This is a genomic window from Pseudomonas sp. GL-B-19 (genome assembly GCF_019956415.1).
In the GTDB taxonomy this organism is placed as follows: Bacteria; Pseudomonadota; Gammaproteobacteria; order Pseudomonadales; family Pseudomonadaceae; genus Aquipseudomonas.
This window is the reverse complement of the sequence record NZ_JAHBDK010000021.1, coordinates 74,510-93,037: the sequence shown is the minus strand read 5'-3', so window position 1 is coordinate 93,037 and position 18,528 is coordinate 74,510. Positions and strand designations below refer to the sequence as shown.

The following is an 18,528-nucleotide window of genomic DNA, read 5'->3' as shown; positions in this document are numbered from 1 at the left end:
GCTTCAAGCTTGCCGCAAAAAAGAGGATTTTTTGAATGTCGCAGAAATTTGACGTAGTAGTGATCGGCGCGGGCCCTGGCGGCTATGTAGCTGCCATCAAAGCAGCACAACTGGGCCTCACCACTGCCTGCATCGAGAAGTACACCGACAAGGAAGGCAAACTGGCCCTCGGTGGTACTTGCCTGAACGTCGGCTGCATTCCATCCAAGGCGCTGCTGGACAGCTCCTGGAAGTTCCACGAAGCCCAAGACGGCTTCGCGATCCACGGTATCAACCACGCTGGCGTGACCATGGACGTGCCAGCAATGGTCGGCCGTAAAGCCAACATCGTCAAAGGCCTGACCTCGGGTGTTGCCACCCTGTTCAAAGCCAACGGTGTGACTTCCATTCAGGGTCACGGCAAGCTGCTGGCCGGCAAGAAAGTTGAAGTTACCAAGCCTGACGGTTCGGTAGAAATCATCGAAGCCGAAAACGTGATTCTGGCTCCAGGCTCGCGTCCGATCGACATTCCACCGGCTCCGGTTGACCAGAATGTGATCGTCGATTCGACTGGCGCACTGGAATTCCAGTCCGTACCTAAGCGTCTGGGCGTGATCGGCGCTGGCGTTATCGGTCTGGAACTGGGTTCGGTCTGGTCCCGTCTGGGCGCCGAAGTGACCGTTCTCGAAGCGCTGGACACCTTCCTGATGGCCGCTGATGCTGCCGTCTCCAAGGAAGCGCTGAAAACCCTGACCAAACAGGGTCTGGACATCAAGCTGGGCGCACGCGTTACCGGTTCCAAAGTGAACGGCAACGAAGTCGTTGTGAACTACACCGATGCCAAGGGCGAACAGAACATCACTTTCGACAAGCTGATCGTAGCCGTTGGTCGCCGTCCAGTGACCACTGATCTGCTGTCCGCTGATTGCGGCGTGACCCTCGACGAGCGCGGTTTCGTGCACGTTGATGATCACTGCGCCACCACCGTACCGGGCGTTTACGCCATTGGCGACGTGGTTCGCGGCATGATGCTGGCACACAAGGCCTCGGAAGAGGGCATCATGGTCGTTGAGCGCATCAAGGGCCACAAAGCCCAGATGAACTATGACTTGATCCCTTCGGTTATTTATACTCACCCGGAAATCGCGTGGGTCGGTAAAACCGAGCAGGCCTTGAAGGCTGAAGGCGTTGAAGTTAACGTTGGCACCTTCCCGTTCGCAGCCAGCGGCCGTGCCATGGCAGCCAACGACACCGGTGGTTTCGTCAAAGTCATCGCCGATGCCAAGACTGACCGCGTATTGGGCGTCCACGTGATTGGCCCGAGCGCTGCAGAACTGGTTCAGCAGGGCGCGATCGGTATGGAATTCGGCACCAGCGCTGAAGACCTGGGCATGATGGTTTTCTCCCATCCGACCCTGTCTGAAGCCTTGCACGAAGCAGCTTTGGCAGTGAATGGCGGCGCCATTCACATCGCCAACCGCAAGAAGCGTTAAGACAATAAGAAACCACGGCGGAATGGCCCGTCGTGAGCCTTGCATGCAAGACTCACCGCGGAATATCCGCTGGACGCAGTCTTGCGTAGTTGCACCGGTTGTCCGGAAAGGCTACGCAAGCAGCAGTCACAGGTGGTGCGGCACTTGAACAAGTGCAGCACCGAATGCGCAGTACCTAACGAAGACGGTAATAAGCATGAATCTTCACGAGTATCAGGGTAAGCAGCTGTTCGCTGAATACGGCCTGCCAGTTTCTACCGGTTACGCAGTAGACACCCCGGAAGCAGCAGCAGAAGCTTGCGACAAAATCGGCGGCACCGAGTGGGTTGTCAAAGCCCAGGTCCACGCTGGCGGTCGCGGTAAAGCGGGCGGCGTTAAGCTGGTTCGCAGCAAAGAAGACGCTAAGGCATTCGCACAGCAGTGGCTGGGCAAGCGTCTGGTGACTTACCAGACTGACGCCAATGGTCAGCCAGTCACCAAGATCCTGGTTGAATCGTGCACTGATATCGCTAAAGAGCTGTACCTGGGCGCTGTCGTTGACCGTTCGAGCCGTCGCATCGTGTTCATGGCTTCCACCGAAGGTGGCGTGGACATCGAGAAAATCGCTCACGACACCCCTGAGAAAATCCTCAAGGCCACTATCGATCCACTGGTTGGCGCTCAGCCATTCCAGGGTCGCGAGCTGGCATTCCAGCTGGGTCTGGAAGGCAAGCAAGTTGCTCAGTTCGCCAAGATCTTCGTAGGTCTGGCCAAACTGTTCAAGGATCACGACCTGGCTCTGCTGGAAGTGAACCCGCTGGTGATCAAGGCTGACGGCGATCTGCATTGCCTCGACGCCAAGATCAACATCGACGCCAACGCCATGTACCGTCAGCCTAAGCTGAAGACTTTCCACGATCCGTCGCAAGACGATCCGCGCGAAGCGCACGCTGCCAAGTTCGAACTGAACTACGTAGCACTGGAAGGCAACATCGGTTGCATGGTCAACGGTGCTGGCCTGGCCATGGGTACCATGGACATCGTCAACCTGCATGGCGGCAAACCAGCCAACTTCCTCGACGTGGGCGGCGGTGCTACCAAAGAACGCGTTACCGAAGCGTTCAAGATCATCCTGTCCGACACTAACGTCGCTGCAGTATTGGTCAACATCTTCGGCGGCATCGTTCGTTGCGACATGATTGCCGAAGGCATCATCGGCGCTGTGAAAGAAGTCGGCGTGAAAATCCCGGTTGTTGTTCGCCTTGAAGGCAACAACGCTGAGCTGGGCGCTAAAGTACTGGCAGAAAGCGGTTTGAACATCATCGCTGCTACCAGCCTGACCGACGCTGCTCAACAAGTCGTTAAAGCTGCGGAGGGCAAATAATGAGCGTCCTGATCAATAAAGACACCAAAGTTATCTGCCAGGGTATTACCGGTTCGCAAGGTAGTTTCCACACCCAGCAAGCCATCGAATACGGCACCAAGATGGTTGGCGGCGTAACTCCGGGCAAAGGCGGCACCGAACACCTGGGTCTGCCAGTGTTCAACACCGTGAAAGATGCTGTAGCTGCCACTGGCGCCACCGCCAGCGTGATCTACGTTCCAGCTCCTTTCTGCAAGGACTCCATCCTGGAAGCAGCTTTCGGCGGCATCAAGCTGATCGTTTGCATCACTGAAGGCATTCCTACCCTGGACATGCTGGATGCCAAGGTCAAGTGCGACGAGCTGGGTGTAATCCTGATCGGTCCTAACTGCCCAGGCGTGATCACTCCAGGCGAATGCAAGATCGGCATCATGCCAGGTCACATTCACTTGCCAGGCAAGGTCGGTATCGTTTCCCGTTCCGGCACCCTGACCTACGAAGCTGTCAAGCAAACTACTGACGCCGGTTTCGGTCAGTCGACTTGCGTCGGCATCGGCGGTGACCCGATCCCGGGTTCGAACTTCATCGACATCCTGAAGCTGTTCCAGGAAGACCCGAAGACCGAAGCGATCGTAATGATCGGTGAGATCGGCGGTTCGGCTGAAGAAGAAGCGGCTGCCTACATCAAGGCAAACGTGACCAAGCCGGTTGTTTCCTACATCGCTGGTGTGACTGCCCCTGCGGGCAAGCGCATGGGCCATGCTGGCGCAATCATCTCTGGCGGCAAAGGCACTGCAGACGAGAAGTTTGCTGCCCTGGAAGACGCAGGCGTTAAAACCGTGCGTTCGCTGGCAGATATCGGCAAGGCTTTGTCCGAGCTGACCGGTTGGGCGATCAAATAAGCCTCGCGCTTAACTGACGCTTCACCAAACAAAGGCCACCTTCGGGTGGCCTTTGTCGTTTCTGCGGAATCTGTAGGAGCCGGCTTGCCGGCGAATGAGGCGACGCGGTGTGTCAGGTATGGCGCTTTCGCTGGCAAGCCAGCTCCTACAAGGTGAAATTTCGTACGTAAACGCGACACAGAAACGTCGCGTATCGGATAGTTCGCCCTCTAACAGTGCGTTTGTCGGGCAAATTCGTTAGGCTAGCCGCCATTTTTGCGAACGCCGCCCACAAGGCAGTGACGCGCTAAAGGGTCAGTCCTATACGGATCGACAGCATTTCCCTCACCCCCAAGGGAAATCCCTCTCTAAATTCCGATTCAGTAGTGTGGTATTTCCTTAATGAAAGTGTTGAAAGGCCAGGACATCCTGGCACTTGGTTTTATGACGTTTGCCCTGTTTGTCGGGGCTGGCAACATCATCTTCCCGCCTATCGTCGGTTTGCAGTCAGGGCCTAATGTCTGGATGGCGGCGCTGGGTTTCCTGATCACCGCGGTCGGTTTGCCGGTGATCACCGTGGTAGCGCTGGCGAAAGTCGGTGGTGCGATGGATGCCCTGAGCAGTCCGATCGGCAAAATTGCCGGTGGTCTGCTGGCTGCCGCGTGCTACCTCGCGGTTGGCCCGTTGTTCGCCACCCCGCGCACAGCCACTGTATCGTTCGAAGTGGGCCTGGCGCCGTTGACCGGCGAGAGCCCGTTGGCGCTGTTCCTCTACAGTTCGGTGTACTTCCTGATCGTGTTCTTCATCTCGCTCTACCCGGGCCGATTGCTGGATACCGTAGGACGGTTTCTCGCACCGCTGAAGATCATAGCCCTGGCCGCGCTCGGCATCGCCGCATTCGCGTTGCCTGCCGGTGATATCGGCGTGGCCACGCCGGAGTACGTCGCGGCGCCGTTCTCTCAAGGTTTCATCAATGGTTACCTGACCATGGATACCCTGGGCGCATTGGTGTTCGGCATCGTCATCGTTAACGCGATCCGCTCCCGTGGCGTTGAATCGCCGGTGCTGATTACCCGTTACGCGATCATTGCCGGGCTGATTGCCGGCGTGGGCCTGGCGCTGGTTTACGTCAGCCTGTTCCGCCTCGGTTCGGGCAGCCATGAAGTGGCAGCCGGTGCGACCAATGGCGCGGCGGTATTGCACGCCTACGTTCAACACACCTTCGGTTCGTTGGGCAGCGGTTTCCTGGCGGTGCTGATCTCGCTGGCCTGCCTGGTGACAGCGGTCGGCCTGACCTGTGCCTGCGCCGAGTACTTCAGCCGTGTGCTGCCACTGTCCTACAAGACGCTGGTCATCATCCTGGCGGTGTTCTCCTTGCTGGTGTCCAACCTGGGCCTCACCAAGCTGATTGCCTTCTCGATCCCGGTACTGACAGCGATTTACCCGCCTTGCATCGCCTTGGTGGCGCTGAGCTTCTGCAAGGACTTCTGGCATGAGCAAGGCCGGATTGTCGGTCCGGTGATGCTGGTATCGTTCCTCTTCGGCATGATCGACGCGCTCAAGGGCGCGGGTCTGGCGGACTGGATGCCGACTCAGCTGTCTCACTTGCCGCTGAGCGAGCAGGGCCTGGCGTGGCTGGTGCCCGCGGTCATGACGTTGGTGGTCGCAGTAGTTTGCGATCGCCTGCTGGGCAAGCGCGAAGAAGCGCTGGCTTAAGTCGCTGAATGGCCTGCCACAAGCGGGCCATCAAGCTGAAACAGAAATGCCCCGTATCAATCGATACGGGGCATTTTTTTTGGAGTCAGTGCAGTGTCTTTTTCCATAAGCTAACGTCGAAGCCTTGCAAATTTCCAATGTGGGAGCGAGCCTGCTCGCGATGGCGATTTTACTTTCAACAGAGATGTTGACTGATCTACCGCTATCGTCGGAACGCCGCCCGGAGCCGGCTCGCTCCCACAAGGTTTCGAGTATTTCGCCTTTACATCAAAAGGACCTGCATGTCGTTCATCCACGCCAACCTGATCCACATCCTCGCCGCGCTCTGGTTTGTCATCTGCTGGGGCGGTTACACCCGTTATGCCACGTGGAAGGGCCGCGACACCGCGTGCCTGGCCAGTGTGTTGCACCTGTACCGTGAAGACTGGATGCGTCGCATGCTGCTGCGCGACAACCGCATCGCCGATGCCAGCGTGGTCGGTAACCTGGAGCGTAACGCCTCGTTTTTTGCCTCCAGCACCCTGATTATTCTGGCCGGCATTCTCACCGTGCTCGGTGCTTCTGAAAGGGCGGTGTCGTTGTTGGCGGATATCCCGATGGTGCAGCAGGCGTCCCAGGGCATGTCCGAGATCAAATTGCTGTGCCTGGCGCTGGTGTTTGTCTACGCCTTCTTCACCTTCAGTTGGTGCATGCGGCAGTACAACTTTGCGGCGATTCTGATTGGCTCGGCGCCGATGGTCGGTGAGCGCCACGTTTCCGAACAAGAACGCAAAGCCTTCGCTGCCCGAGCGGCACGGGTCATCTCCATGGCGGCCAACCAGTTCAACTTCGGCCTGCGTTCCTACTACTTCGGCATGACCATGCTGGCCTGGTTCGTCAGTCCGTGGCTGTTCATGCTGATGAGTGCCGGCGTAGTGCTGGTGTTGTATCGCCGGGAGTTTCATTCCGACGTTCTAGACGTGATGGTCTATACCCCTACAGAGGCACCCTTGCCCGAGGCAAACAAAGAGGCCGCTTGATGAATATTCCGTTCTGGTGTGTGTTCATCAGTGCATTACTGATTTATGTCGCTCGCATGCCGGTGGCCAAGGCGATGAAGGAGCTGGGCGGTTACAACAATCACCTGCCGCGTCAGCAACAGGCGCAACTTACCGGCTTCGGCGCCCGTGCGGTGGCAGCACATCAAAACTGTTTTGAAGCCTTTATATTGTTTGCGGTGGGGGTGTTGATGGCCCACACCACACAAACCGCAGGATGGTTGATCGACCTGCTGGCGATCATCTTTGTGATCTCACGCGTTATCTACTTACTGTGTTACTGGGGCGATTTGGCCTGGCAGCGCAGTTTGGTCTGGTTTGTCGGTTTCGTCTGTTCGTTGTTACTGATGCTTAGTCCGGGTTTTAGAAGCGTTTTGCTCTAACTGAGCAAATGGCAGGCAAAAGAAAACCCGCACTTGGCGGGTTTTCTTTATCACGCTAAAAACTGTTTTAGTTTTTAGGTGCTTCGGTTGGAGCTGCTGGTGCGGCTTCCTGTGCGGCGGCTTTGTTCGATTCAGCCTGAGCTTTGGCAGCTTCGGCGTTTTCTTTCGCAGCGTCGTTCACTTTATCCTGAGCTTTGTTCATATCTTGCTGAGCTTGCTCAGCATGTTTGGTTGCATCTTGAGCTTTGTCCTCGGATTTTTTATCGCAGGCAGCGAGACCGAGGGAAGCGGTCAACATCAAGGCAATAGCTAAAGTCTTACGCATGGGGTGTTTCTCCTTATGGAAATAACTACTGGCCTTTCGAGCACAGCCGGCAATGATAAGTTCCTCATTTCACACAAATATATCGGGTAATTTCTGTCAGGAACTTTTTGGTCTTTCCAAAACTTCGGATCCCCACTAACTAGAGTTTTTTATCACATGGCCGAAAACCCTGTTTTTGAGCGTGCGACGCGATTCCTGTCAGCACTCAGGCATTGTCAGGTCCTCGGGTTGCGGGTGCACAGCGCCAGTAATGACGGACTAACGGTCATCTTGCCGTACAGCCCGCAAATTGTTGGTAACCCGGAAACCGGCGTGATCCACGGCGGTGCGCTGACGTCGTTGATGGATACCGCATGCGGCATGTCGACCCTGTGCGTGCTGCCCGAATTTGAAGTCTGCCCGACCCTCGACCTACGCATCGACTACATGCATGCCGCCGAACCGCATAAAGATGTCTACGGTTTCGCCCAATGCTACCGAGTGACCACCGACGTGATCTTCGCTCGCGGTTTCGCCTATCAAGACGATCCCGAGCACCCCATCGCGCATGTCGTCGGCACGTTCATGCGCATGGGTAAAGCCATCAAAGGCACTAAAAGCTTTGGCGGCGTCATCGCAGGAGGTGCGCAATGACTGATTCCTTCAAGGAACAACTGCAACAGGCTCACGAGGAGGGCAACTACGCGTCACTGTTGCACCTGATTCCTTACGCCAAACTGATCGGCGTCGAATGTTCGCGGGTGGGGGATGATCTGCTGTTTCGCCTGCCGGCTAACAAGGACAACATTGGTAACCCTTTATTGCCGGCGATTCATGGCGGCGTGATCGCCGGGTTCATGGAGCTCTCGGCCGCGCTGCATTTGCTGATTTTCACCGGCTCACCGGGGGTGCCGAAAATCATCGACTTCTCCCTCGATTACCTGCGCGCCGGGCAATTTCGCGATACCTGGGCCAAATGTCAGGTGTGCCGACAGGGGCGCCGGGTCGCCAACGTGGCCGTTACAGCCTGGCAAAGTACTGAATCCGAGCCCATTGCGACGGCCCGCGCTCATTTCAAAATTGAAGAGCCCTTGAAATCCTGAACACAGCCCCCAACTTGGATGACAACCCGCCGCTGACCCTGAAGGTCGCGGCCACTGCCATCTGATTGGAGTTTGATGACCATGAGTGTGGAAACTCAAAAGGAAACCCTGGGCTTCCAGACCGAGGTGAAGCAACTGCTGCACCTCATGATCCATTCGCTGTATTCCAACAAGGAAATCTTCCTTCGCGAATTGATCTCGAACGCCTCTGACGCTGTCGATAAATTACGTTTCGAAGCCCTGTCCAAGCCTGAATTGCTGGAAGGTGGCGCCGAACTGAAAATCCGTGTGAGCTTCGACAAGGACGCCAAAACCGTCACTCTCGAAGACAACGGCGTTGGCATGAGCCGGGAAGAAGCGATCACCCATCTTGGGACCATCGCCAAATCCGGCACTGCCGACTTCATGAAACACCTGTCTGGTGATCAGAAGAAAGATTCGCACCTGATCGGTCAGTTCGGTGTGGGTTTCTACTCTGCATTCATCGTCGCCGACAAAGTCGACGTGTTCAGCCGTCGTGCCGGTGATGCTGCCAGCGAAGGCGTGCACTGGTCGTCCAAGGGCGAAGGCGATTTTGAAGTTGCCACCATTGAGAAAGCCGAGCGCGGCACTCGCATCGTCCTGCACCTGAAGTCCGGTGAAGACGAATTCGCCGATGGCTGGCGTCTGCGCAACATTATCAAGAAGTACTCCGACCACATCGCTCTGCCGATCGAGTTGCCAAAAGAAGTGGCCGCCGCTGAAGGTGAAGAGCAGCCGGCCGCGGAATGGGAAACCGTCAACCGTGCCAGCGCCTTGTGGACCCGTCCTCGCACCGAAGTGAAGGACGAGGAATACCAGGAGTTCTATAAGCACGTTGCTCACGATTTCGAGAATCCGCTGAGCTGGAGCCACAACAAGGTCGAAGGCAAGCTCGAATACAGCTCGCTGCTCTACGTGCCGGCCCGTGCTCCGTTCGACCTGTACCAGCGTGAAGCGCCGAAAGGCCTGAAGCTGTACGTGCAGCGCGTGTTCGTCATGGACCAGGCCGAGTCGTTCCTGCCGCTGTACCTGCGTTTCATCAAAGGCGTGGTCGATTCCAACGACCTGTCGCTGAACGTGTCGCGGGAAATCCTGCAGAAAGACCCGATCATCGATTCGATGAAGTCGGCGCTGACCAAGCGCGTTCTGGACATGCTGGAAAAACTGGCGAAGAACGAGCCTGAGCAATACAAGAGCTTTTGGAAGAACTTCGGTCAGGTCATGAAAGAAGGCCCGGCAGAAGACTTCGCCAACAAAGAGAAAATCGCTGGCCTGCTGCGTTTCGCATCGACCAACGGTAATGAAGGCGAGCAAGTGGTTGGGCTGGCCGAATACCTGGCTCGCGCCAAGGAAGGACAGGACAAGATCTACTACCTGACCGGCGAAACCTACGCACAAGTCAAAAACAGCCCGCACCTGGAAGTCTTCCGCAAGAAAGGCATCGAAGTGCTGCTGCTGACCGATCGCATCGACGAGTGGCTGATGAGCTACCTCAGCGATTTCGACGGCAAGAGCTTCGTTGACGTGGCGCGCGGTGACTTGGACCTGGGCAATCTGGACTCGGAAGAGGACAAGAAGGCTGCGCAAGAAGTCGCCAAGTCCAAAGAAGGTCTGGTTGAACGTCTGAAAACTGCACTGGGTGAATCGGTTGCTGAAGTACGGGTTTCTCACCGTCTGACCGATTCCCCGGCGATTCTGGCGATCGGCGAGCAGGACCTGGGCATGCAGATGCGTCAGATCCTGGAGGCCAGCGGTCAGAAGGTTCCGGATTCGAAGCCAATCTTCGAATTCAACCCGGCTCACCCGCTGATCGAGAAGCTCGACAACGAGCAGAGCGACGAGCGTTTCGGCGACCTGTCGCACATTCTCTTCGATCAGGCGGCACTGGCTGCCGGTGACAGCTTGAAGGATCCGGCCGCGTATGTGCGCCGTCTGAATAAGCTTTTGGTTGAACTGTCGGTTTAACTGCGTTGTAAAAAAAAACCCGCTTCGGCGGGTTTTTTCATTCTGGCTGATCGTTCCCACGCTCCGCGTGGGAATGCTTCTAGGGACGCTCCGCGTCCAGTGACGCGGAGCGTCACGGGCTGCATTCCCACGCGGAGCGTGGGAACGATCAGACGGGTCGCGTGAGAACGATCAGGCGATCAGGTCTACCGCGGCAGTTCGATCCGCTCACTTTCCCCCGGCACCGTCGGCCAATCCCCGGCCGCCCAGCGCCGCCGTGCTTCATCGATGACCGCCGGATCACTCGCCACAAAATTCCAGTTGATCCTCCTCGGCCCGTCCAGCGGAGCGCCACCAAACAACACGGCATGGCAATCGCTCTCGGCAAACAGGGTCATCTCTTCCCCCGCAGGCAACACCACCAGCGAATTCAGTTCCAGCGCCTCGCCATCCAGCAGCACCTCGCCGCTCAAGACATACAGCGCTCGCTCTTCATGCTCGGTGGGAATCAGCAACGTAGTCGCCGTTTGCAGGTTCAACTCCGCGTACAACGTAGGAGAAAGCACCGGTACCGGCGATTCCAGACAAAAGCCTGACCCGGCAATCATCCGGATCTTCACGCCAAGGTTATCGCTGACCGGCAAGGTCGCCGCCGGATGATGGCTGTAGTGCCCCGGGCCCTGTTCGTGCTCCTTGGGCGATGCCAGCCAGATCTGCAAGCCGTGCATCGTGAAACCCATGCTCTTCAGCGCCTCGGGGGTGCGCTCAACGTGGGCAATCGCGCTGCCGGCGGTCATCCAGCTGACATCTCCGGCATTCACCACTTGATCGGAGCCGAGGCTGTCCTTGTGCTGGATTTGCCCTTCAAACAAATAGGTTAGCGTCGATAGGCCGATGTGCGGATGCTGCCGGATGTTCATGCCTTTTCCCGCTGGATACCGGGTTTGCAGCATGTGGTCGAAAAACACGAAAGGCCCGACGCTGCGGCATTTGGCTGATGGCAACGGTCGAAGAATCGGCTGGCCTTCGACATCCTCGACGCGAGGGCGGATCACGAGCGGAGTATTCATGCTGCATTCCAGGTTGAGCGGGTGATGCGTGGAGCATAACCCGCTTGCACAGCCATTGCCGCTACTGGCTGAACGCACCTTCCGACAGGTGGGTTTCGATGCTGACGTCGGTGGTGGTCATCAACTTGTGGACCGGGCAACGGTCGGCCACGCGATGCAGTTCCTCGCGCTGCGCATCGGTAAGCACGCCCTTGAGGGTCAGTTTGACGTGCAGCGCATATTTGCCTTTCTGTTCTTCGCTGTTGTCGCGTTTGACTTCGACCGTGACACCGGTCAGCGGGATGTCCTTTTTCCTGGCATACATCTTCAGGGTCAAGGCTTTGCACGCCCCCAACGCCGCATCGAAGTAATCGTGGGGTTCTGGTGCCGAGCCTTCACCGCCTGACGAGGTCGGCACGTCGGCAAACAGTTCATGGTCGTCGATTTGAACGCTGTGGCGAAAACCTTCGGCGCAAATGGTATTGACGGTAACGGTCATGGAAAGCCTCCCAGGCTGGAAAAGTCGTTCGGTCAAAAAAGACCTTGAAGTTATAGAGCATTCCTCTGCGCACGCGTTCCACTTTCTTACGGGTTCATACCCGTTCGCTGAATGAATATCGGGCGACCGGCCGGCCGTACGCGGTTGCGAATGACGCTATCGCGGCCTATGGTCCAAGCGAGGTATTTCCTGCAACCGTCACACGATGACGCGCCGCAGGTTGGTGTCCATCCAGTGCGAATAACCATAGCAAGGTGAAGACATGCCGAACGAATCCCGCCCCGCCGTCCTTGAACTGATTGGAAACACGCCGCTGGTGCGTGTCAGCCGTTTCGATACCGGCCCGTGTACGCTGTTCCTCAAACTCGAATCACAAAACCCCGGTGGATCGATCAAGGATCGCATCGGTCTGGCGATGATCGACGCCGCCGAGCGCGATGGTCGCCTGCAACCCGGTGGCACCATCGTCGAGGCCACTGCCGGCAACACCGGCCTGGGCCTGGCCCTTGTCGGGCGTGCCAAGGGGTATCGAGTGGTGTTGGTGGTGCCTGACAAGATGTCCACCGAGAAAGTCTTGCACCTCAAGGCGATGGGCGCCGAGGTGCACATCACCCGCTCCGATGTCGGCAAGGGCCATCCCGAGTACTACCAGGATGTAGCCGCACGGCTGGCAAAGGAGATTCCCGACGCCTTCTTCGCCGATCAATTCAACAACCCGGCCAACCCGCTGGCTCACGAATGCAGCACCGCGCCAGAGATCTGGGCGCAAACCCAGCATGATGTGGATGCCATCGTTGTTGGCGTCGGTTCGGCCGGCACGCTGACCGGCTTGACCCGCTTCTTTAACCGCGTGCAGCCGAACCTGGTCATGGTGTTGGCCGACCCGGTCGGCTCGGTGATGGCCGAATACAGCCGCAGCGGCACCCTGGGAACCCCCGGTTCCTGGGCGGTGGAAGGCATTGGCGAAGATTTCATTCCCTCGATTGCCGACCTGTCCAGCGTGCGCCACGCGTATTCGATCAGCGACGAAGAAAGCTTCGATCATGCCCGCCAACTGTTGCGCGCCGAAGGCATTCTCGGCGGCTCGTCGACTGGCACATTGCTGGCGGCGGCGCTGCGTTATTGCCGCGAGCAAACCGAGCCGAAACGGGTCGTGAGTTTTGTCTGCGACACCGGTACCCGCTACCTGTCGAAGGTCTACAACGATCAGTGGATGAACGATCAGGGCCTGTTGCAATACAAACACTACGGCGATCTTCGCGACTTGATCTCGCGCCGTTTCGAGGATGGTCGAGTGATCAGCGTGGGCCCTGACGACACGCTGCTGACCGCTTTCCAGCGCATGCGCCTGGCGGACGTGTCACAGCTGCCAGTGCTGGTGGACGGCCAGCGGCTGGTCGGCGTGATTGACGAGTCCGACATTCTGCTGGGGGTGCACCAGGAGGCCTCGCACTTCCGTTTGACGGTGGCCAGCGCGATGACCGACAAGCTGCAAACCCTGCCTGCCGCTGCCAGTCTGGCGCAATTGCAGGCGGAACTCGACCGTGGGCTGGTGGCGATCATTGCCGATGCCTCGGGCTTCCACGGACTGATTACCCGCTTCGATCTACTCAATCATCTACGGAGATCCCTGAAATGAGTCACGATAAAGAGGCTGCGCCACAAGGATTTGCCACACGCGTGATCCATGCCGGGCAGGCGCCGGACCCTTCCACCGGGGCGTTGATGCCACCTATTTACGCCAACTCCACCTATATGCAGCAAAGCCCTGGCGTGCACAAAGGTCTCGACTACGGGCGCTCGCACAACCCGACGCGCTGGGCGCTGGAGCGCTGTGTGGCGGATCTCGAAGGGGGAACCCAGGCCTTTGCATTCGCGTCCGGGCTGGCGGCGATTTCCACGGTGCTCGAATTGCTTGATGCCGATTCGCATATCGTCTCGGGCAATGATTTGTATGGCGGTACGTTTCGCCTGTTCGACAAGGTGCGTCGGCGCAGCGCCGGGCATCGTTTCAGCTTCGTCGATCTGACGGACCTTGCAGCCTTCGAAGCGGCGCTCCAAGACGACACACGAATGGTCTGCGTCGAGACGCCGAGCAATCCGTTACTTCGCCTCACTGACCTCGCTGCCATCGCACGCATCTGCCGCCAGCGCGGCATCATTTGCGTGGCCGACAACACCTTCGCGAGCCCGTGGATACAACGTCCTCTGGAATTGGGCTTCGATATCGTGGTGCATTCGACCACCAAGTATTTGAACGGTCACTCCGACGTGATCGGCGGCATCGCGGTGGTTGGGCAGAACGCGGAGCTGCGCGAGCGGCTGGGATTTCTGCAAAACGCAGTGGGCGCCATCGCCGGGCCGTTTGACGCCTTCCTCACCCTGCGCGGCGTGAAAACCCTGGCATTGCGCATGGAGCGCCACTGCAGCAACGCCTTGGCGTTGGCGCAATGGCTGGAACAACAGCCACAAGTGGCGCGCGTCTACTACCCTGGCCTGCCGTCACATCCGCAGCACGAACTGGCGCGGCAGCAGATGCACGGTTTCGGCGGGATGATTTCACTCGATCTGAACAGCGACCTGGCGGGTACCAAACGCTTTCTGGAGAGTGTGCAGATATTTGCGCTGGCGGAGAGCCTGGGCGGGGTGGAAAGCCTGATCGAGCATCCGGCGATCATGACTCACGCGACCATCCCCGCCGACACCCGTGCGCAACTTGGCATCGGCGATGCGCTGGTGCGATTGTCCGTGGGGGTCGAGGACGTCGACGACCTGCGCGCCGATCTGGCGCAAGCGTTGGCGCTGATTTGAGTTCCAGCAGGCAAAAAAAATCCGGAACCCTTATCGGATTCCGGATTTTCGTGTCGAGCCCGGTTTAGCTGCCTTTGACCGCTTTACCGTTGACCGTGCCGTCGAGGAGCATGATGTTGTACTCCTTGCCGTCGGTTTCAACTTGTTGCAGACGGACCAGCAGGTAATCCCAGTCCTTGGCAAACCACAGGACGGTAATGCGCTTGTTTTGTGTCGGGTCGCGCACGCGCTCGACTTTAATCGCATCGATCTGGCCGGCCTTGGTGTCGACTTTTTCCGAACCCAGTACGCGGAAGTCATAGGTATCGACTTCGCCACCATCGATGACCTGATAGTTCATGCTCTTTTTGCCGGCGGCGACATCTTCCTGCAGGGCCAGCTGATACGTGGACTTATCGAGCATTCCACGGTTCAGTGGAACCTTGACCGGGTCGCCACGATCGGTGCCGGTGACCATTTTGGTGGTCCAGTCGAAATCCAGATCAACCTTTTTGGCTTTACCCAGGCCGCCACGCTCAAAGCGGTAGGACTGAGGCAATAGGGTGTCCTTGTCCAGGGTCAGAGTACTTTCTTCAGTCAGGCTGGCAATCATCATCGACGCCTTGAAGCTGAGCTTCCAGACGCCGTTGGCTTCCTTGGTCAGGCTGCGTTCAGCCGTGCCACTCATGGGAAGCTGCTTCCAGTCGGCGGTATAGCTGGCGGAGAAAGGTTGAAGTTCCGAAGCCTGTGTCAGGGGCAAGGCAAGCAGAGCGCAAGCGAAGAGCAGGGCACGACGCATAATATCTCCTAGGTTCGAATCAAGTGGCCGCTGGCCGCGAGTAGCTTCCCATCCAGTAAAGCACCTTGTTCGCCAAGTGATAAGCGACCTTCGGCAAACCAGCGTACAGCCAACGGGTAGATCAGGTGTTCCTGAGCATGGACTCGCTGCGCCAGACTCTGCGGCGAATCCTGCAACTCTACCGGTATTACTGCTTGTACGACCAGTGGTCCGCCATCGAGTTCCTCGGTGACGAAGTGGACGGAGCAGCCGTGCTCGGTGTCGCCGGCCTCCAGCGCGCGCTGATGAGTGTGTAACCCTTTGTATTTGGGTAGCAGCGACGGATGGATATTGAGCAGGCGACCCGCGTAATGGCGCACGAAATCAGCGCTGAGAATGCGCATGAAACCGGCCAGTACCACGAGTTTGGGATTGAACGCGTCGATCAATTCGATCAGTGCGGCATCGAAGGCCTCGCGGCCTTCGAAAGCCTTGTGATCCAGGGTGCGGGTGTCGATACCCGCGTCCTTGGCGCGTTGCAGGCCATAAGCATCGGCGCGGTTGGAAATCACCGCAGCGATGCGGACCGGGCTGTCGCCGGTCCGCGTGCTGTCGATCAAGGCCTGCAAGTTACTGCCAGTGCCGGAAAGCAGCACCACGACATCACAGGTGGCGGACATTAGTGCGCCTTAAGGTTCTTCAGTTCGACCTGGGCCGCGCCTTCGGCAGCGGTGGCGATCTGGCCGATGACCCATGGCTGCTCGCCAGCTTCACGCAGTACGTTCAATGCGGTTTCAACGTGCTCTTGAGCCACGCAGATGACCATGCCCACGCCGCAGTTCAGCACGCGGTGCATTTCGTTTTCGTCGACGTTGCCTTTCTCTTGCAGCCAGTCGAACACGGCAGGGCGGGTCCAGCTCGCCACGTCAACCACCGCTTGTGCGCCTTTTGGCAGAACGCGCGGAATGTTGTCCAGCAGGCCGCCACCGGTGATGTGGGCCATGGCTTTGACAGCGCCGGTTTCCTTGATCAGCTTGAGCAGCGGCTTCACGTAGATACGGGTCGGGGCCATCAGCAGGTCGGTCAGCGGTTTGCCGTCGAGCTGGATGTTTTCGATATCGGCACCCGACACTTCGATGATCTTGCGGATCAGCGAGTAGCCATTGGAGTGCGGGCCGGAAGACGGCAGGGCGAGCAAGGCGTCGCCGGCAGCGACTTTCGAACCGTCGATGATTTCGGATTTTTCCACGACGCCGACGCAGAAGCCGGCCAGGTCGTAGTCTTCGCCTTCGTACATGCCAGGCATTTCAGCGGTTTCGCCGCCGACCAGGGAGCAGCCGGACAGTTCGCAGCCTGCGCCGATGCCGGTCACGACCTGGGTCGCGGTTTCGACGTTGAGTTTGCCGGTAGCGTAGTAGTCGAGGAAGAACAGCGGTTCAGCGCCGCAGACCACCAGGTCGTTCACGCACATGGCCACCAGATCGATGCCGATGCTGTCGTGCTTGTTCAGGTTCAGTGCCAGGCGCAGCTTGGTGCCCACACCGTCGGTGCCGGAAACCAGTACGGGCTGCTTGTAGCCAGCCGGGATTTCGCAGAGGGCGCCGAAACCGCCCAGGCCGCCCATGACTTCCGGGCGCGCAGTGCGCTTGGCGACGCTCTTGATGCGTTCGACCAATGCTTCACCGGCGTCGATGTCTACACCGGCGTCCTTGTAGCTCAGGGAGGGTTGCTTGCTCATGATCCAGGCCTTTAGGGGGGATTCAGGGGTAACGACCGAGTCCAGCGGGGACACCGAATTCGACGGGGGGCGATTGCCTCACACGAAATTCGGACTACCCGGCTGTTGCCGGTCTGCGAAGGCGCGCGATTTTATCAGGCTTGAGGGGCAGCGGCCATCCTCACGCCGACGGCAGGGGCATATCCCATTAAAAAAATTGATATTGACCGTATTAGCGGCTGTATAAGGTATCGCGATTAACCGTCTATCGTTATGGCAGCGTCAAAAACTTATCGGGGTCGGGTGAATGTTTTGCGCGAGGCGATGGTCACAGCCTTGCTCAATGTCTTCATGCGGTCAGTTCCAGCCGCTCTTGTCGTCAGGAATCTTCCATGCGTTTTCTTTCCAAGCTTTTGTGTTTGAGCTGTTTTTCCCTTTTCAGCCTCGCCAGCCATGCCGAAACCGTGAAAGGTCTCTATCAGGTGCGCGAGCCTGTCACCAGTCAGGCGCCCGAGGAGCGTGATCAAGCGACCCAGCGCGCGCTGGACACGCTGGTGTTACGACTGACCGGCGATCCCAAGGCGGCGCAAAGTCCGGGGTTGGCAGCCCTGCGCAAGGATCCGCAACAAATCATCAGTCAATACGGTTTTGACGCGGGGCCGCCGGAAGTGCTGAAGGTCGACTTCGACCCGGCCTCCACCGAGCAGGCGTTGCGTCGTGCGGGTCTGTCGTTGTGGGGCGCGAATCGGCCGTCGATTCTCGGCTGGTGGTTGAACGACTCCACCGAAGGTTCGAGCCTGGTGGGCGATGGCCAGGCCAGTGCCGCACCTCTGCGTCGAGCGGCACAGCACCGCGGTTTGCCATTGCGCTTGCCGCTGGCGGATTTGAGTGAGCAGTTGGTGGCGACAGCGCCGACGCTTGAAGGCACGGATGAGGCGCCTCTGCATAAAGCATCGGAACGTTACAACGCTGACGCTTTGCTGGCGGTGCATGCCCGGGAAGAGGGCGGTCAATGGCAAGCTAAATGGAATTTGTGGATGGGCGACAAGAAGGAAGCGGGCAGCGTGGAAGGCGCGGATCAGGCCGCGGTGGCCGATGCGGTGATGCTGGCGGTCAGCGAGCGAATGGCGCCACGGTTTGTCGTCAGGCCAGGTGCTTCGGGCGAACAATTGCTGGAAGTGCAGGGCATGAACCTGGAGCGTTACGCGACGCTGGGGCGATTGCTCGATCCGTTTGGCGCGCGTCTGCAAAGTGTTAGCGGTGATCGCATTCTTTATCGGGTCAATGGCAGCGCTGAGCAGCTGCGCTCGCAGTTGTCGCTGGCGAAGTTGCAGGAAGTACCGGCCGGTGAAGCTGTCACGCCCGTAGCGCCAGTTCAGCCTGTGGTGCAGGGTTCGGCGCCTGCTGTAGCGCCAGCCCCGGCACCGACGCCGCAATTGCGCTTCCGCTGGTAAGGTTTTCTTTCTTTATATAGATGCATATGGAGTGGTAC

General features: G+C 58.3%; 18 protein-coding genes. 12 read left to right on the top strand and 6 right to left on the bottom strand.

Annotated features, from left to right (window positions below):
- Positions 1–35 precede the first annotated feature (35 nt).
- From lpdA to KGB06_RS08925, 6 genes are all read left to right on the top strand, one after another.
- Positions 36–1,472, top strand: coding sequence for a dihydrolipoyl dehydrogenase (gene lpdA, locus KGB06_RS08950; protein WP_223514146.1), 1,437 nt, complete (start codon positions 36–38; stop codon positions 1,470–1,472).
- Positions 1,473–1,668: 196 nt separating this feature from the next.
- Entirely contained in the window at positions 1,669–2,835 is a 1,167-nt protein-coding gene (sucC, locus tag KGB06_RS08945) for an ADP-forming succinate--CoA ligase subunit beta (RefSeq protein WP_007898980.1), read from the top strand.
- Complete coding sequence (sucD, locus tag KGB06_RS08940) at positions 2,835–3,716, top strand: succinate--CoA ligase subunit alpha (RefSeq protein ID WP_223514145.1); 882 nt, start codon at positions 2,835–2,837, stop codon at positions 3,714–3,716. Before sucC ends, sucD begins: the two co-directional genes overlap by 1 nt.
- 381 nt (positions 3,717–4,097) lie before the next feature.
- Positions 4,098–5,411: a branched-chain amino acid transport system II carrier protein gene (brnQ, locus tag KGB06_RS08935; RefSeq protein WP_007945145.1), complete on the top strand. Its 1,314-nt coding sequence runs from the start codon at positions 4,098–4,100 to the stop codon at positions 5,409–5,411.
- 281 nt (positions 5,412–5,692) lie between these two features.
- Positions 5,693–6,430 (top strand): DUF599 domain-containing protein, encoded by a 738-nt coding sequence (locus tag KGB06_RS08930; RefSeq protein ID WP_223514143.1) that lies wholly within the window; start codon positions 5,693–5,695, stop codon positions 6,428–6,430.
- Positions 6,430–6,831, top strand: a complete 402-nt coding sequence (locus KGB06_RS08925; RefSeq protein ID WP_223514142.1) for an MAPEG family protein — start codon at positions 6,430–6,432, stop codon at positions 6,829–6,831. The genes KGB06_RS08930 and KGB06_RS08925 overlap by 1 nt, the downstream gene beginning before the upstream one ends.
- Positions 6,832–6,898: 67 nt before the next feature.
- Here KGB06_RS08925 and KGB06_RS08920 read toward each other — a convergent pair whose 3' ends face one another.
- A complete protein-coding gene (locus KGB06_RS08920; protein ID WP_223514140.1) occupies positions 6,899–7,156 on the bottom strand; it encodes a hypothetical protein in 258 nt (85 codons plus the stop codon).
- Between the two features lie 156 nt (positions 7,157–7,312).
- Between KGB06_RS08920 and KGB06_RS08915 the strand changes: the two genes are divergently transcribed.
- The 3 genes from KGB06_RS08915 (at position 7,313) to htpG (ending at position 10,224) form a co-directional block, all read left to right on the top strand.
- Positions 7,313–7,789, top strand: coding sequence for a PaaI family thioesterase (locus KGB06_RS08915; RefSeq protein ID WP_223514137.1), 477 nt, complete (start codon positions 7,313–7,315; stop codon positions 7,787–7,789).
- Complete coding sequence (locus KGB06_RS08910; protein WP_007945152.1) at positions 7,786–8,238, top strand: PaaI family thioesterase; 453 nt, start codon at positions 7,786–7,788, stop codon at positions 8,236–8,238. Before KGB06_RS08915 ends, KGB06_RS08910 begins: the two co-directional genes overlap by 4 nt.
- Positions 8,239–8,319: 81 nt before the next feature.
- The gene (htpG, locus tag KGB06_RS08905) at positions 8,320–10,224 is read left to right on the top strand and encodes a molecular chaperone HtpG (protein WP_223514134.1); all 1,905 of its coding nucleotides are present in this window, start codon (positions 8,320–8,322) and stop codon (positions 10,222–10,224) included.
- 185 nt (positions 10,225–10,409) lie between these two features.
- On the opposite strand, the gene KGB06_RS08900 is transcribed toward htpG, so the two are convergent.
- Positions 10,410–11,273, bottom strand: coding sequence for a pirin family protein (locus KGB06_RS08900; protein ID WP_223514131.1), 864 nt, complete (start codon positions 11,271–11,273; stop codon positions 10,410–10,412).
- A 61-nt stretch (positions 11,274–11,334) separates the two neighbouring features.
- A complete protein-coding gene (locus KGB06_RS08895; RefSeq protein WP_223514128.1) occupies positions 11,335–11,751 on the bottom strand; it encodes an OsmC family protein in 417 nt (138 codons plus the stop codon).
- A 262-nt stretch (positions 11,752–12,013) separates the two neighbouring features.
- Here KGB06_RS08895 and KGB06_RS08890 point away from each other — a divergent pair, with 262 nt between their 5' ends.
- On the top strand, positions 12,014–13,390 hold the full coding sequence (locus tag KGB06_RS08890) for a pyridoxal-phosphate dependent enzyme (RefSeq protein WP_223514125.1): 1,377 nt from the start codon (positions 12,014–12,016) through the stop codon (positions 13,388–13,390).
- Positions 13,387–14,562 (top strand): trans-sulfuration enzyme family protein, encoded by a 1,176-nt coding sequence (locus KGB06_RS08885; protein WP_223514122.1) that lies wholly within the window; start codon positions 13,387–13,389, stop codon positions 14,560–14,562. Before KGB06_RS08890 ends, KGB06_RS08885 begins: the two co-directional genes overlap by 4 nt.
- Before the next feature lie 64 nt (positions 14,563–14,626).
- Here the strand turns inward: KGB06_RS08885 and KGB06_RS08880 are convergent, their stop codons facing one another.
- Genes KGB06_RS08880 through purM form a run of 3 tightly spaced genes read right to left on the bottom strand, consistent with a single transcriptional unit; the run spans position 14,627 to position 17,057 of the window.
- A complete protein-coding gene (locus KGB06_RS08880; RefSeq protein WP_223514112.1) occupies positions 14,627–15,340 on the bottom strand; it encodes a DUF3108 domain-containing protein in 714 nt (237 codons plus the stop codon).
- 8 nt (positions 15,341–15,348) lie between these two features.
- Entirely contained in the window at positions 15,349–15,999 is a 651-nt protein-coding gene (purN, locus tag KGB06_RS08875; protein WP_223514109.1) for a phosphoribosylglycinamide formyltransferase, read from the bottom strand.
- On the bottom strand, positions 15,999–17,057 hold the full coding sequence (purM, locus tag KGB06_RS08870) for a phosphoribosylformylglycinamidine cyclo-ligase (protein ID WP_008013877.1): 1,059 nt from the start codon (positions 17,055–17,057) through the stop codon (positions 15,999–16,001). The genes purN and purM overlap by 1 nt, the downstream gene beginning before the upstream one ends.
- A 371-nt stretch (positions 17,058–17,428) precedes the next feature.
- Here purM and KGB06_RS08865 point away from each other — a divergent pair, with 371 nt between their 5' ends.
- The gene (locus KGB06_RS08865; RefSeq protein ID WP_223514106.1) at positions 17,429–18,490 is read left to right on the top strand and encodes a DUF2066 domain-containing protein; all 1,062 of its coding nucleotides are present in this window, start codon (positions 17,429–17,431) and stop codon (positions 18,488–18,490) included.
- Positions 18,491–18,528 lie beyond the last annotated feature (38 nt).

Bases quoted from the DNA above. Each gene is read 5' to 3' on its own strand.
- KGB06_RS08880 (WP_223514112.1), bottom strand. From the start codon at position 15,340: ATGCGTCGTGCCCTGCTCTTCGCTTGCGCTCTGCTTGCCTTGCCCCTG.
- KGB06_RS08895 (WP_223514128.1), bottom strand. From the start codon at position 11,751: ATGACCGTTACCGTCAATACCATTTGCGCCGAAGGTTTTCGCCACAGC.
- KGB06_RS08865 (WP_223514106.1), top strand. From the start codon at position 17,429: ATGCGTTTTCTTTCCAAGCTTTTGTGTTTGAGCTGTTTTTCCCTTTTC.
- purM (WP_008013877.1), bottom strand. From the start codon at position 17,057: ATGAGCAAGCAACCCTCCCTGAGCTACAAGGACGCCGGTGTAGACATC.
- KGB06_RS08925 (WP_223514142.1), top strand. From the start codon at position 6,430: ATGAATATTCCGTTCTGGTGTGTGTTCATCAGTGCATTACTGATTTAT.
- KGB06_RS08930 (WP_223514143.1), top strand. From the start codon at position 5,693: ATGTCGTTCATCCACGCCAACCTGATCCACATCCTCGCCGCGCTCTGG.
- lpdA (WP_223514146.1), top strand. From the start codon at position 36: ATGTCGCAGAAATTTGACGTAGTAGTGATCGGCGCGGGCCCTGGCGGC.
- sucD (WP_223514145.1), top strand. From the start codon at position 2,835: ATGAGCGTCCTGATCAATAAAGACACCAAAGTTATCTGCCAGGGTATT.
- htpG (WP_223514134.1), top strand. From the start codon at position 8,320: ATGAGTGTGGAAACTCAAAAGGAAACCCTGGGCTTCCAGACCGAGGTG.
- KGB06_RS08910 (WP_007945152.1), top strand. From the start codon at position 7,786: ATGACTGATTCCTTCAAGGAACAACTGCAACAGGCTCACGAGGAGGGC.
- KGB06_RS08900 (WP_223514131.1), bottom strand. From the start codon at position 11,273: ATGAATACTCCGCTCGTGATCCGCCCTCGCGTCGAGGATGTCGAAGGC.
- KGB06_RS08920 (WP_223514140.1), bottom strand. From the start codon at position 7,156: ATGCGTAAGACTTTAGCTATTGCCTTGATGTTGACCGCTTCCCTCGGT.
- KGB06_RS08890 (WP_223514125.1), top strand. From the start codon at position 12,014: ATGCCGAACGAATCCCGCCCCGCCGTCCTTGAACTGATTGGAAACACG.
- purN (WP_223514109.1), bottom strand. From the start codon at position 15,999: ATGTCCGCCACCTGTGATGTCGTGGTGCTGCTTTCCGGCACTGGCAGT.
- KGB06_RS08885 (WP_223514122.1), top strand. From the start codon at position 13,387: ATGAGTCACGATAAAGAGGCTGCGCCACAAGGATTTGCCACACGCGTG.
- brnQ (WP_007945145.1), top strand. From the start codon at position 4,098: ATGAAAGTGTTGAAAGGCCAGGACATCCTGGCACTTGGTTTTATGACG.
- KGB06_RS08915 (WP_223514137.1), top strand. From the start codon at position 7,313: ATGGCCGAAAACCCTGTTTTTGAGCGTGCGACGCGATTCCTGTCAGCA.
- sucC (WP_007898980.1), top strand. From the start codon at position 1,669: ATGAATCTTCACGAGTATCAGGGTAAGCAGCTGTTCGCTGAATACGGC.